The sequence below is a fragment of the Yersinia enterocolitica genome, from assembly GCA_002082245.2.
GTDB lineage: Bacteria > Pseudomonadota > Gammaproteobacteria > Enterobacterales > Enterobacteriaceae > Yersinia > Yersinia enterocolitica_E.
Genome location: NBTC02000002.1, coordinates 2447864 through 2462467, shown reverse-complemented (window position 1 = coordinate 2462467; position 14604 = coordinate 2447864). Strand labels below are relative to the sequence as shown.

Sequence of the window (14604 nt, the reverse complement as noted above, 5' to 3'; positions counted from 1 at the left end):
TTATGCCCCTTCTTTACGTGGTGCTGGCTTACGTGGGCGGCGGGGACGAGAGCGTCGTGGTGCCGGATCAGCCCCTAACGTATTCAGCATGGTTTTCTGCTGTAGCGGTGTGGCTTCCTGGAACTCCCCCCACCATTGTGTCAAACGCTGCAACTCATGGTTATTTTCCACTTCAGCCCGCAGCGCTAACAGATCATAAGCAGCACGGAATTTCGGATGTTCCATCAACTTGTGCGCACGTTTACCCTGACGGCGAGACAGGCGCAGTTGCAGCAGCCAGATATCTCGTACCAGTGAGGTAATACGTTTTGGAACGGCCAGCGAACGGCACTCTTCATCCAGCACATCATTCATTGCCAGCGCAAAGGCATCGTAATACGCCAAACCGCTTTCCTGCGTCAGTTTTTGCGCATGTTCAATCAACGGATACCAAAGCATAGCCGCAAATAAGAACGCTGGGTTGACGCGTTGATCATTATGCAAACGATGGTCAGTATTTTTTAGTACCTGAACCAGAATGCGCTCCATCGGAGAGTCATGCTGCTCAGTGAAATTGCGTGCAATCAATGGGAATAATGGTTGGAACAACTGATATTCACACAGTTTTAAATAGGTTTTATAACCATAACCCGATTGCAACAGTTTGAGTGATTCTTCAAACAGGCGCGCTGGCGGGATCTCGTGCAGTAATGAGGCCAGACGTGGGATCGGCTCAGCGGTTTCCTGGCTGATCGTCATATCCAATTTGGCGGCAAAACGCACTGCACGCAGCATGCGCACGGGATCTTCACGGTAACGAGTTTCAGGATCACCAATCAGCCGGATAATGCCTTCTTTCAGATCACGCAAGCCACCGGTGTAATCACGCAGGGCAAAATCAGAAATACCGTAGTAGAGGCTGTTAATGGTGAAATCACGGCGCTGAGCATCATCTTCGATGGTGCCAAAAATATTGTCACGCAGCAGCATGCCATTTTGCGCTTGCTGGGAAGAGTTCTTGTCGCTATCTTCCGCCGGTTGTTGCTCATGGTGACCACGGAAAGTGGCAACTTCAATGATCTCAGGGCCAAACATGACATGGGCCAGGCGAAAACGGCGGCCAACCAGACGACAGTTACGGAATAATTTCCGCACTTGTTCTGGTGTCGCGCTGGTGGTGATATCAAAATCTTTCGGTTTTTTGCCCAGTAACAGGTCGCGGACGCCGCCGCCAACCAGATAGGCTTCATAGCCTGATTTATTCAGGCGATAGAGAACCTTCAGCGCATTATCGCTGATTTCTCTACGGGAAATATTGTGCTGATCTCGCGGAATAATCGTCATCGCACTCTGTTGTGAAGCAGGCACCGCATGATTCTTGCGGCCAGTATTTGTTCTGGCAGGCCTTTTCTCTTTGCGGGCCACGCTATCTTCACCGGGCACTTTATCTTTACGGGCACTACCATCACGGGCCGTATCATCACGGACAGCTTTGTTATCGCGTTCTGATTTATCATCGCGAATCAGTACCTTACGGCAGAAATTGGCTACTCGGGTAAAAATGGTACACCTCGATAGTGGCTAATAAATAACAGAACTACAGAAAAACAGCGGCTAATCATAGCTCACCGTGCTTACTTTGAGAATGCCGTTGTGTTTTCAGTGACTGCTATTGTCCCGTGAAGCGGAATTGCTGCCAACGTCCAATTTTCGACTGCAAAACGTAATAATAACGGTAAATCAAGATCTTGCCAGCATTCTGGCAGCGGTTGATGTAAAAACTTCAATGCATCAACCAAAATCGGGCGCGGATCGCCATCCGGTAGCGGTGTTGCATGGTTTTGCTTGGATAACTTATTACCGTCATGATTCAGTGCCAATGGCAAGTGCAAATAGCTCGGAACGGGCTGTTGTAACTGTTGGTAGAAGGCTATTTGGCGCACGGTAGGTTCAATCAAATCAGCCCCACGCACAATTTCTGTCACGCCTTGAAAAGCATCATCAACCACCACAGCTAAATTATAAGCAAACAAGCCATCTCTGCGGCGGATAATAAAATCCTCTTGTGCCAGCGCAGATTCAACATGCAACTCACCCAGTAATTTATCATAAAAGGCATAAATCGGCTGTGTCTGTCGCAAACGAATGGCGGCACTATCAGCAGGTAAATGGCGGTCACGGCAATAACCGTCGTAGAATCCCCCTAGCTGTTGAATGCGGCTGCGTGTACACGTGCAGTAATAACTCAGGCCCTGCTGTTTCAACCAGTCTAATGTGGCGCGATAGGCTTCATGACGCTGGGACTGATAGATAACCTGACTGTCCCAATGGAGGCCATAGTGATCTAATGCCGCCAGGATACGGGAAGCAGCTCCGGGAATTTCTCGAGGGGGGTCAATATCTTCAATGCGAACTAGCCAGTTCCCGCGTTGAGCACGGGCTTGCAGGTAACTTCCGAGTGCGGCAATCAGTGAACCAAAATGTAAATCACCAGACGGGGATGGGGCAAAACGGCCCACGTACTTATGTTGCCGAACATCGTGTTGCTGAACATAATGTTGCAGCACACTGGGCTGTTGAGTACTGATATCTTCGGACATAAAAAGGGAAGGGAATTCCGCGTAATAGATACGGTGCCGGAGGTGACTCTGGCACCGTGTTATACCCTTCATATTTGGAGTTGTAGGGTTGTTAGCTACGCCTCTCGCCCGAATTACTTACGTTTGTTAGCGCATCGGGATTCGTTCGCTTGCTGCCTATCTACAACGCCAATTTCATTGGGTATGCAGTTAGCCTGCCATCTGCTTTTCGCGGATTTCGGCCAGGGTTTTACAGTCAATGCACAAATCTGCAGTTGGCCGTGCTTCCAGACGACGGATACCAATTTCTACGCCACAAGACTCGCAGAAACCGAAATCGTCATCCTCGACTTTTTTCAGCGTTTTTTCGATCTTTTTAATCAGTTTACGCTCGCGGTCGCGGTTACGAAGTTCAAGACTAAACTCTTCTTCCTGCGCAGCACGGTCTACCGGATCAGGGAAATTAGCGGCTTCGTCTTGCATGTGCGATACAGTACGATCCACTTCATCCCTGAGCTGGTTGCGCCATGCTTCAAGAATCAGCTTGAAATGCGACAGCTGGGCGGCATTCATATACTCTTCGCCTGGCTTCTCTTGGTACGGTTCTACCCCAGCGATGGCGAGAATGCTCAAGGACGAGGTTTTACGTTTTTGCCCTTCTTGCATGATGCTTCTCCTACATTCATACGCACTATCGAAATCCCCAATACGGGGAAAAATCAGGCCGCTATAAATACCAGAAGGAAGGTAGGTTAGCAATTATTCCTGTCGCCTGCTTGACAATGGTGTGAAGGAAGGCGTATTTGGCGAACAACTTTCTCCAATAATCGCTTCTTTATTCAGCGCTTGTTGGTGAGAGCGTTTCAGCCAGTAATAACGGTATGCGGGCGTCCAGCGCAATACCGTCAGGCGATAGTTGAAAACCGTAGCAAATAACCTCCACTCCTGCTTGCTGAGCCTGGGCCAGCAATTCTGCATAGCGATTGTCAATGTGTCGGGCCGCAGCGACTTGCCTGATGCCCGTATGCAATACGGCAAAAAAAAGTACCGCCCGGTGACCGTCGGCAACCATGCTTTGTAACTCCCTGAGATGCTTCTGACCCCGTAGGGTGACGGCATCCGGGAAATACCCACACTGTTGCTGTAATAAGGTAACCGACTTGACTTCAATATAGCAGTTAGACCTATTTTCTGCCTGCAATAACAAGTCTATACGGCTGTTCTCGTCTCCATATTTAATCTCTCTTTTGACAGAAGTGTAACCAGATAATTCAACAATATGGTTTTTATCTATCGCAGAGCTGACTAACTCATTGGCCCGTAAGGTATTTACGCAAATCCAATCACCACTTTGGGTGTGCGTTAACTCCCAACTGTGGGGATACTTACGTTTCGGGTTATCTGAGGTCGAATACCAAACTGTATCACCGGGCGTCGCGCAACCCGTCATTGCCCCAGTATTAGCGCAATGAATGGTTAATGATTCTCCAGCGGGTGTCACAATATCAGCTAAAAAGCGTTTATACCGCAGGATAAGTGTGGCGGGCTGTAACCGTGGGTTAAAAGATAACAATTGAGGGTTAGACGTCATCAAATTTCCTTTCGCCGCCAGCCAGCGGCCAGCTTTGTATCAGGGTATAGCGGGTGCGACCGCGCACCAATACTGACTCATACAGTGAGAAGTGGTCTACGCACAAGCGTTGATTATTGGTTTTGGCCGGTATAGCTACCGGGCGGGTAGCGCCACGCAACAAGGTCACATGGGGGTGGAATGGCAGTGATGTTTGGGCGCAACCACTGCGCGCAGCCTGAGATCGCAGCAACTGCGCCAACTGCAACAGGCCCCGGGGCGGATTTTTACAGCCAAGCCATATCACGCCCGAACCAGGCCAATGGCCGACATCATCTAAGGTTACGCTGAAGCCAGTCTGGCTGATACGCCCGGCTTGCTGCTGCAATACCTGTGCTTTAGCGGCACTTATATCGCCAAGAAATGCCAGTGTCAGGTGCATATTAGCGGCTTCGATAGGGCGACCGGCCTCGGGTGGGAAGCTCGCCGCCCGCCATTGCACAATATCCTGCTGCATGGTTTCAGGCAGTGTCAGGGCAAAGAACATGCGACGGAAACTTGTTTTAGTTTTATCAATGGTATTTATCATCTGGTTGGCATAATCACTCGGCTAAATACGCTCTACGGCCATGATGTTACAATGACTGATGATGAAAGTAGAGCATGGAGACAAATGTGGTGGTGAACCAGAAAGAGCGTGATGCGACAGTGATTGCTTTACCGGTAAGTGAAGTGCTCAGCGAGATACTCTCTGCGTTGCAAACCTCATCGCAAGTCTTACTCCATGCCCCGACCGGCGCGGGAAAATCGACCTGGTTACCGCTGCAAATCCTGCAATACAGTGGGTTGCCAGGGCGGATTATCATGCTGGAACCACGGCGGCTGGCGGCGAAAAATGTGGCTTACCGCCTGGCGCAACAACTGGGGGCACAACCCGGCCAGACGGTAGGCTATCGGATGCGTGCTGAAAGCAAAAGCGGGCCAGATACGCGTTTGGAAGTAGTAACCGAAGGCATTTTGACGCGCATGCTCCAGCAGGATGCTGAGCTAACGGGCGTCTCGCTGGTGATCCTCGATGAATTCCATGAACGCAGTTTGCAAGCTGATTTAGCGCTGGCGCTATTGCTGGATGTACAGCAGGGGCTGCGCGATGACCTAAAACTGTTAATCATGTCCGCGACTCTGGACAACCAGCGTCTTTCCTCGCTACTTCCTTGCGCGCCAGCCATTGTCTCGGCTGGGCGCAGCTTTCCCGTCGATCGTTGCTATCAGCCGCTATCAAGCCATGAGCGGCTTGAAGATGGGGTTGCCAGTCGGGTTAAGCGTTTATTAAATGAGCAAACCGGTTCTTTATTACTATTTTTACCCGGTGTCGGTGAAATCCATCGCGTGATGGAGCGCTTGCACGGTGCCGTAGCCAACGACACAGATCTTTGCCCGCTGTATGGTGCGCTGCCGCTCAATGAACAGCAGAAAGCGATTCAACCGGCTCTCGCCGGACGGCGCAAAGTGGTGCTGGCGACTAATATTGCCGAAACCAGTTTGACCATTGAAGGTATTCGGCTGGTGGTGGACAGTGGCCTGGAGCGGGTAGCGTGTTTTGATGTGAAAAATGGCCTGACCCGATTAGTCACCCAGCGTATCAGTCAGGCCTCAATGATTCAGCGTGCCGGGCGTGCCGGGCGGCTGGAACCGGGTATCTGCTGGCATTTGTTTGCTAAAGAGCAAGCCGATCGAGCAGCGGAATACAGTGAGCCGGAAATCCTCAACAGCGATCTATGCAGCTTATGGTTGGAACTGCTGAATTGGGGCTGTCAGGATGTGGCACAACTGAGCTGGCTGGATCAACCGCCGCAGGCGGCACTCATTGTCGCGCGCGAATTATTGATGCGACTCGGGGCCATCGACACCCATGGCCACCTTAGTGCTACGGGGCGCAGTATGGCGAGTTTAGGTTGTGAACCGCGTTTGGCGGCCATGTTGTGCTTTGCCGCTGAACAAAGCCCCGATGCGTTGGCAACGGCGGCATTGCTGGCCGCCATTTTGGAAGAACCACCCCGTTCTGGTCAGATTGATTTACACGATTGGCTTAGTCGGCCGCAACCTCACTGGCAGCGCCGGGCACGGCAATTGACGCAAAGAGTCAACCGCCGTTCAGGCAACGTGGACAGTAATCTCGCCGGCCAATTGCTGGCACTGGCTTACCCTGATCGCATCGCGCAGCAGAGAGGGCTGGATGGTCGCTACCTGTTGGCTAACGGTATGGGGGCTGCAATGGCTCAGGATGAGGCGCTGTCACGTACCCCCTGGCTAGTGGCCGCCAACTTATTACAAAGCAACAGCGGGCCGGATGCGCGTATTTTGCTGGCATTGCCGATTGATGTTGAACAACTGGTAAAACAATTACCCCGGTTAGTCGACGAGCGGACGGTGGTGGAATGGGATGAAGAAAAGGGTACGCTGCGGGCCTGGCGACGCTGGCAAATCGGGCGTTTGACCTTACGGGCGCAACCGTTAGCCAAGCCGAGCGATGAGGCATTGCAATCGGCATTACTTAACTGGATACGCGAGCAAGGGTTGCAGGTACTCAATTGGGATGAGCATGCCGAGCAGTTACGCGTTCGATTACAATGTGCTGCCCGCTGGCTACCTGAGGAGCCTTGGCCTGCGATGGATGATGACAGTTTGCTGAGCAAACTTGAGCTGTGGTTACAGCCGTCGCTGTCCGGCGTGCGGGCTTTCCGCGGATTGCGGCAAGTGAATATTAGCGAGGCATTAACCCGCTTGTTGAGCTGGCAGTTACGTCAACGGCTGGATACTGAGCTGCCAACTCATTACACTGTGCCCACGGGGAGCCGCCTGCCAATCCGTTATTATGTCGAGCGGCCACCGGTACTGGCGGTGCGTTTGCAGGAGGTCTTTGGCGAACAACACAGCCCGATGCTGGCCTGCGGGCGGGTGGCGGTGGTGTTAGAACTGCTCTCCCCGGCACATCGGCCATTACAGATTACGGGTGATCTAGCCGCTTTCTGGCAAGGCGCATATCGGGAGGTACAAAAAGAGATGAAAGGGCGTTATCCCAAACATGTCTGGCCGGATGACCCTGCCAATACCCGGCCAACCCGCAGGACCAAGAAGTATCAGAGCCAATAATTTCAGATGTTTCCCCTTTCTATTCGATAAATTGGGGAACACATTAAGCCGCAATAATCGCCAATGCGCGTGGAGATAAATACATGTCTGGGGATGACCGCGAGCCAATAGGGCGCAAGGGCAAGAAAGCCCTACCCAAAGTCGCATCGAAACGGCCACTGCGCCGGCGGCGTGATGAAGATGAGTTCGAAGAAGAAGACTATTTAGATGACGAAGAGCACGACGATGATGACTACGATGACGAGGAAGAGCCGATGCCAAGAAAGGTAGCATCACGTCCGCCCCGTAAAAAACGCCGCTGGCTCGGCTTATTTATCAAACTGTTTTTAGTCGGTGCCGTGGTGCTGGCTATTTATGGGGTTTACCTCGATTCGCAAATTCGCAGCCGCATCGATGGCAAAGTTTGGCAACTGCCAGCCGCTGTGTATGGCCGCATGGTTAACCTTGAACCGGGGATGTCCTACAGCAAAAAAGAGATGGTCGATTTGCTGGAAGGGATGCAATACCGGCAGGTTACCCGTATGACCCGTCCAGGTGAATTCACGGTTCAGGGCGATAGTATTGATATCTTGCGCCGCCCATTTGATTTCCCTGATGCGAAAGAGGGCCAGATCCGCGCGCGTTTGGTGTTTAAAAACGATCGTCTGGCCCAGATCCAAAATCTGGATAATCAGCGTGATTTCGGTTTCCTGCGCCTTGATCCTAAGTTGATTACCATGCTGCAATCACCTAACGGTGAACAGCGTCTGTTTGTGCCGCGTGCCGGTTTCCCTGATTTGTTAGTCGATACTTTGCTGGCAACCGAAGACCGCCATTTCTATGAGCACGATGGCATCAGCCCGTACTCCATTGGCCGCGCAGTAGTCGCTAACCTGACTGCCGGTAAAGCGGTGCAGGGCGGCAGTACCCTGACGCAGCAATTGGTGAAAAACCTGTTCCTGACCAACGAGCGTTCACTGTGGCGCAAACTTAACGAAGCCTATATGGCTCTGTTGGTGGATTACCGTTACAGCAAAGATCGGATTCTGGAACTGTATCTGAACGAAGTGTATCTCGGTCAAAGTGGTAGCGATCAGATTCGTGGTTTCCCGCTGGCAAGCCTGTATTACTTTGGTCGCCCGGTAAATGAACTGAGCCTTGATCAGCAAGCGATGCTGGTGGGTATGGTGAAGGGGGCGTCGCTGTATAACCCATGGCGTAACCCAACGCTGGCACTTGAACGTCGCAATCTGGTGTTGCGCCTGTTACAGAATCAAGGTGTGATTGACGCAGAGCTTTACACCATGCTTAGTGCCCGCCCGCTGGGGGTACAGCCAAAAGGCGGTGTTATTACTCCCCAGCCAGCCTTTATGCAGATGGTGCGTCAGGAACTGCAACAGAAACTGGGTGACAAGATTAACGATCTATCTGGTGTGAAGATCTTCACCACACTGGATCCAGTTTCACAAGATGCAGCAGAAAAAGCCATTGAAGACGGCATTCCGGCGCTGAAAGCCGCTCGTCATTTGGATGATCTGGAAGCGGCGATGGTGATTGTTGACCGCTTCAGTGGCGAAGTTCGTGCCATGGTGGGCGGCGCACAGCCGCAGTATGCAGGCTTTAACCGTGCAATGCAGGCTCGTCGTTTAGTCGGTTCTCTTGCCAAGCCACCCACTTATCTGACGGCATTGAGTGAGCCAGATAAATACCGCCTTAACACTTGGTTATCTGATCAACCGTTGTCGATCAAATTACCAAACGGTTCATCATGGCAGCCAAAAAACTATGATCGCCAGTTCCGTGGTCAGGTGATGTTGGTTGATGGGCTGGCTAACTCGCTGAACGTGCCGACGGTGAATCTGGGAATGTCGGTTGGGTTGGATCAAATCAGTGCGATGTTGCAGCGATTAGGGATCCCGAAAGCCGCTATTACTCCAGTTCCGGCCATGTTACTGGGGGCGATTGACCTGACTCCGGTTGAAGTGGCACAGGAGTATCAGACTATCGCCAGTGGCGGTAACCGTGCACCGTTATCGGCGGTGCGTTCGGTTATTGCCGAAGATGGCACCGTGCTGTATCAGAGCTTCCCACAGGCGGAACGTATGGTACCTGCTCAGGCGGCCTATTTGACACTTTATGCGATGCAACAAGGGGTGGCCCGTGGTACCTCTCGTTCGCTGTCAGTGAAATTCTCCAAATACACACTGGCGGCCAAAACCGGTACTACCAACGACCTGCGTGATAGCTGGTTTGCCGGTATTGATGGTAAGGAAGTGGCGATTGCCTGGGTTGGTCGTGACAATAACGGCCCGGCAAAACTGACCGGAGCTAATGGTGCGCTAACCTTGTATCGCCGCTATCTGGAGAACCAGACTCCACTGCCGTTGGTGTTGCAACCACCGGAAGGGATTAGCGAGATGAGCATTGATTCGGCGGGTAACTTTGTCTGTGGTGAGGCTGGTGGTATGCGCACCATTCCTGTCTGGACTGAAAACCCACAGGGGTTGTGTAAGGCGGCTCAGCCCGCTTCGCCACCACAAGCCGAAGGCGACGGTGTTGCCGGCTGGATAAAAGATATGTTCGGCCAGTAACAGTTAACCCACTGGCACGGTTATCGCGACCGTGCCAGTCTATTCATGCTCCACAGCTCCACTGTTTTGCCTCCGCACCTTATCCCCTCATTTCTTACTACTCAATCGGCTGGCTTAGCGCTTGCAGTTCGTCGCAGGTTACGCATAAACTACCTGCTTTGATAATTATTTCACTTTGATAATTATTATCGTTTCGATTCACTTTCTCGCTATTTTTCGATAACGTTCGGGTCGCAATAATTGTTAAACCCGTTAACTTTTAATCGCAGGGCACCATCTTGGACCAACAGGCAAGCCAATCCAGCACCTTTATCCTCCGTGAGCTGAGTTTTTCGGTTCCCGGCCGAACCTTATTACAGCCACTGTCACTGACATTCCCACAAGGCAAAGTCTGCGGACTTATCGGCCATAATGGTTCCGGTAAATCAACACTATTAAAAATGCTGGGTCGCCATCAGCCACCATCAAGTGGCGAAGCCTTACTCAATGATGTGCCATTAGCACTGTGGGACAGCAAAGCGTTTGCCCGTGAAGTTGCTTATTTGCCACAACAGTTACCGGCGGCTGAAGGGATGACGGTACGTGAATTGGTGGCGATTGGCCGCTATCCGTGGCATGGCGCGTTAGGCCGTTTTCGTCAGGAAGACCGCCAACAAGTGGAAGAGGCAATTGCATTGGTCGATTTAAAACCCTTGGCTAGCCGGTTGGTTGACAGTTTATCCGGTGGTGAACGGCAGCGTGCCTGGTTGGCCATGCTGGTGGCACAAAATAGCCGCTGCCTATTGCTCGATGAACCGACTTCGGCACTGGATATTGCGCACCAGGTAGAGGTATTAGGGTTAATTCAACATCTCAGTCGTGAACGCGGATTGACGGTCATTGCTGTGTTGCATGATATCAATATGGCCGCCCGTTATTGCGACCACTTAGTGGCATTGCGTGGCGGGGAGATGATTGCACAAGGGCCGGCTGACAGCCTGATGCAGGGAGAGGTATTGGAGCAAATCTACGGTATCCCAATGGGGATATTACCGCATCCGGCCGGTGGTGCGCCGGTAAGCTTCGTGTACTAATGACAACACATTTATCCATGGTTGAATCTCATTGCGCGATGCCAGATCACTCTCGGCGCAGACTGCTTACCGCATTAGCACTATCGCCGTTACTGCTGTCATTGCCCAGTTGGGCGCAGAATAGCGGCAAGATTGATGCTAATCGAGTTGTCACGTTAGAGTGGTTACCCACTGAGTTACTGTTGGCATTGGGGGTTACACCTTATGGTGTGGCTGACACCCATAATTACCGACTATGGGTTGAAGATCCTGAATTGCCTGCCAGTGTTATTGATGTGGGGCAGCGTACTGAACCTAACCTGGAACTGCTACAGCAAATGGCACCGTCGCTAATCCTGATGTCGCAAGGCTTTGGCCCTTCGCCGGAAAAACTCGCTCCTATCGCTCCCTCGATGAGTTTTGCCTTTAATGAAGAGGGCAGTTCACCGCTGGCAGTTGGCCGGAACTCATTGCGCACGCTGGGCCAACGGCTAGGGCTAGAAACGGTTGCGGAGCAGCATATTGCTGACTTTACCCACTTTATGCAGGTAGCTCGTCAACGTCTTTATCACACCAGCCAGGCACCACTACTGATGTTTACTCTGTTGGACACTCGCCATGCGCTGGTTATCGGCAAAGGCAGCCTATTCCAAGATGTATTGGACCAATTGAAGATTGAAAATGCCTGGCAGGGAGAAACCAATCTCTGGGGTAGCTCGGTTGTGGGTATTGAACGTTTAGCGACCATAAAACAGGGGCGCGCCATCTGCTTCGATCATGGTAATCGTGAAATGTTACAACAGGTTGCTGGCACTCCGTTGTGGCAATCTATGTCATTTGTGCGTCAAAACCAATTACGAATATTGCCGCCGGTGTGGTTCTACGGCTCAACGTTGTCTGCCATGCGTTTTGTGCGTCTTTTGGAGCAGGCATGGGGTAATGCATCATGATGGCAACCCATCCACGCAAGAGCGGGTTACTGCCCATTGGATTACTTGGGCTGTTATTGATAATTGCCGTGGCACTGACTCTATATAATCTGCGCCAATTATTGCCCGTTTCATTATGGGCTGAAGCGTTATGGCGGCCAGACAACAATGATGTGCGCCAGATGTTATTCCATTACAGCCAGTTACCTAGGTTGGTCGTCGCACTGCTCACCGGTGCTGGGTTAGGGTTAGTCGGTGTTTTATTCCAGCAAGTGCTGCGTAATCCATTGGCCGAACCCGCCACACTCGGTGTCGCGGCGGGTGCCCAACTTGGGCTGACAGTCGCTACCCTATGGATGTTACCCGGTGGCGAATTGACCCGCCAACTGGCAGCAATGGCTGGTGGTATGGTCATCGGTGCGTTGGTATTTGGTGTCGCTTGGGGAAAACGACTCTCGCCTGTCACTCTGATTCTGGCTGGCCTGGTTCTTGGTTTGTACTGTGGTGCAGTTAATGGTCTGTTGGCACTATTTAACTATGACCAGTTGCAGGGGCTGTTCTTATGGAGCAGTGGCGCACTGAATCAGCAGGATTGGAGTACGGTGCAATTTATTCTGCCACGCTTAGTGATTACCTGCATATTGGCAGCTTTACTGATACGCCCATTAACCCTATTGGGGCTAGATGATGGCATTGCTCGTAATCTAGGACTGGGGTTATCACTGGCGCGGTTGAGTGCGCTGGGCGTGGCAATTATTTTCAGTGCGATGTTAGTTAATGCAGTCGGAGTCATTGGGTTTATCGGTCTATTTGCGCCACTGTTGGCGAAAATTTTTGGTGCGCGGCGGTTATCTCAGCGCTTGATACTGGCACCGGTAGTCGGGGCGTTACTGCTCTGGGTTACCGATCAGAGCATCATCTGGCTGACGCAAGTCTGGCGGGAGATCCCTACCGGTGCGGCGACCGCCTTGATTGGTGCACCACTACTGTTGTGGCTACTACCACGTTTACACAGTGCGACCGCACCCAATATGGATTTTGGCGATAATGTTCCTGCTGAACGACAGCATTTAGGATTATGGATAAGTGTTGGTTTGCTGTTACTGCTGGCTGGGTTGACGGTAGCGCTTATGCTCGGCCGCGACAATCAGGGCTGGAGTTGGATTACCGGTGATGAACTTCAGGCAGTGTTACATTGGCGCTGGCCACGTGTGCTCGCGGCATTATCGGCCGGTATGATGCTGGCGGTGGCGGGGACCTTAATCCAAAAACTGACGGGTAACCCAATGGCTAGCCCCGAAGTTCTGGGTATCAGCTCTGGTGCTTCTTTCGGGGTGGTGGTCATGATGTTTATCGTGCCAGGTAATGCGTTGCTATGGTTGCTACCCGCCGGGAGCTTAGGGGCTGCGGCCACGTTATTGTTGATTCTGGTGGTTGCTGGTCGTGGCGGGTTCTCTCCAGGCAGAATGCTATTAGCAGGGATTGCACTGAGCACCGCCTTTACCACGGTAATCACTATGTTACTGGCCAGTGGCGACCCACGTATGCGCGGCTTGCTGGCGTGGATTTCTGGCTCTACCTACTCGGTTAATGGAACACAGGCAGTAACAACCGGTTTAGTTGCTTTGGTGCTGATTACATTAGCGCCACTGTGCCGCAGATGGTTAATGATTTTGCCATTGGGCAGTGTCACAGCCAGAGCACTGGGTATGGCGCTTGCACCTAGCCGGTTAGCCATTTTGTTATTGGCTGCCATCTTAACTGCCGCGGCTACCCTGACAGTTGGACCTTTAAGTTTTGTCGGGCTGATGGCACCACATATGGCGCGTATGATGGGCTTTCGCCGAGCCATTCCACAACTGTTTATCGCGGCTATTTTAGGTGGACTGCTGATGGTATTTGCCGACTGGTGTGGCCGCATGCTGTTGTTCCCGAACCAAATCCCCGCAGGGTTGTTGGCAACATTTATTGGTGCTCCTTACTTTGTTTATTTATTGCGTAAACAAGGGCGGTAAGCGGTTATTATGTCAATAATCTGCTTCGTTTGAATATGGATTCTGAACTGTAGTTAGATTTTTTATCAAATATATCATCGAGCTATTAATTATGAGTCGATGATATAGAGGATATTGGGTTAATTTATAGTAATATTATTTAATGATTATTGTATTTAAAATTATTATAAATAAAAATACTACATGCATTGTTAATTGTATTTAAACTCAGTTAAATTTAATAAGTAATAAAGTATTGCTCATGAGTTTTTATATGATAGTGTGAAAGAATCAGGCAGAAAATCCACCGCGTTACTTAGACGCTAATTGTGATTGTCAATTTGATAGTTACCTGTATATTATCAAACTAAATAATGCAATGTAAATTATTTTTAAGTTATTAGTTTGTCTGATTATTCTACTCATTATTTAGTGGTAATTAAATTGGAGAGAAATAAGATGACTGAATTAATTCATGAAAAAAGTAAGTTTTTTCTGCATGGAGTTAATGACAAGGTGTTGATTAATATCTTGTTAATATATGGCCTGATAGTGACAGGCTTTGGTGTGTTACTCATTTCCGATGTATTAACTTTTTCTCTGACGACGCACATTGATACTGTTCAACCAGTAACCCGTAATATAATAGATTATCACCCAGTTGAAGTTAAAATGCCTACACTTCCTATGGGGCCAAGTTGGAATGGTAGTAGTGGTGGTGATATTCCACAGTATGTAGAAATATCAGAATTACTTTATACCGTTAATCGGCATTAAA

Annotated in this window: 11 protein-coding genes; 6 read left to right on the top strand and 5 right to left on the bottom strand. The window is 50.7% G+C overall.

What is annotated here, in order from left to right:
• The 5 genes from A6J66_012740 to A6J66_012720 form a co-directional block, all read right to left on the bottom strand.
• A complete protein-coding gene (locus tag A6J66_012740; GenBank protein PNM24974.1) occupies positions 1-1542 on the bottom strand; it encodes a polynucleotide adenylyltransferase in 1542 nt (513 codons plus the stop codon).
• Between the two features lie 71 nt (positions 1543-1613).
• Positions 1614-2543, bottom strand: coding sequence for a tRNA glutamyl-Q(34) synthetase GluQRS (locus A6J66_012735; GenBank protein PNM26998.1), 930 nt, complete (start codon positions 2541-2543; stop codon positions 1614-1616).
• Between the two features lie 225 nt (positions 2544-2768).
• Positions 2769-3224 carry an RNA polymerase-binding transcription factor DksA gene (gene dksA / locus A6J66_012730; GenBank protein ID PNM24973.1) on the bottom strand — a complete coding sequence of 152 codons (456 nt, stop codon included), beginning with the start codon at positions 3222-3224 and terminating at the stop codon, positions 2769-2771.
• 169 nt (positions 3225-3393) lie between these two features.
• Positions 3394-4131 (bottom strand): DNA/RNA nuclease SfsA, encoded by a 738-nt coding sequence (locus tag A6J66_012725; GenBank protein PNM26997.1) that lies wholly within the window; start codon positions 4129-4131, stop codon positions 3394-3396.
• A gap of 7 nt (positions 4132-4138) precedes the next feature.
• Entirely contained in the window at positions 4139-4717 is a 579-nt protein-coding gene (locus A6J66_012720) for an RNA 2',3'-cyclic phosphodiesterase (GenBank protein ID PNM24972.1), read from the bottom strand.
• Positions 4718-4791: 74 nt separating this feature from the next.
• On the opposite strand from A6J66_012720, the gene A6J66_012715 reads away from it, so the two are divergent.
• From A6J66_012715 to A6J66_012690, 6 genes are all read left to right on the top strand, one after another.
• Positions 4792-7281 carry an ATP-dependent helicase HrpB gene (locus A6J66_012715; protein ID PNM24971.1) on the top strand — a complete coding sequence of 830 codons (2490 nt, stop codon included), beginning with the start codon at positions 4792-4794 and terminating at the stop codon, positions 7279-7281.
• Between the two features lie 83 nt (positions 7282-7364).
• Positions 7365-9851: a penicillin-binding protein 1B gene (gene mrcB, locus A6J66_012710; GenBank protein PNM24970.1), complete on the top strand. Its 2487-nt coding sequence runs from the start codon at positions 7365-7367 to the stop codon at positions 9849-9851.
• Between the two features lie 278 nt (positions 9852-10129).
• Positions 10130-10924, top strand: coding sequence for an iron-hydroxamate transporter ATP-binding subunit (locus A6J66_012705; GenBank protein ID PNM24969.1), 795 nt, complete (start codon positions 10130-10132; stop codon positions 10922-10924).
• Positions 10924-11853: an iron-hydroxamate transporter substrate-binding subunit gene (locus A6J66_012700; protein PNM24968.1), complete on the top strand. Its 930-nt coding sequence runs from the start codon at positions 10924-10926 to the stop codon at positions 11851-11853. The genes A6J66_012705 and A6J66_012700 overlap by 1 nt, the downstream gene beginning before the upstream one ends.
• Positions 11850-13847 (top strand): Fe(3+)-hydroxamate ABC transporter permease FhuB, encoded by a 1998-nt coding sequence (locus A6J66_012695; GenBank protein ID PNM24967.1) that lies wholly within the window; start codon positions 11850-11852, stop codon positions 13845-13847. The genes A6J66_012700 and A6J66_012695 overlap by 4 nt, the downstream gene beginning before the upstream one ends.
• A 438-nt stretch (positions 13848-14285) precedes the next feature.
• Positions 14286-14603, top strand: coding sequence for a nuclease (locus A6J66_012690; GenBank protein ID PNM24966.1), 318 nt, complete (start codon positions 14286-14288; stop codon positions 14601-14603).
• Position 14604 lies beyond the last annotated feature (1 nt).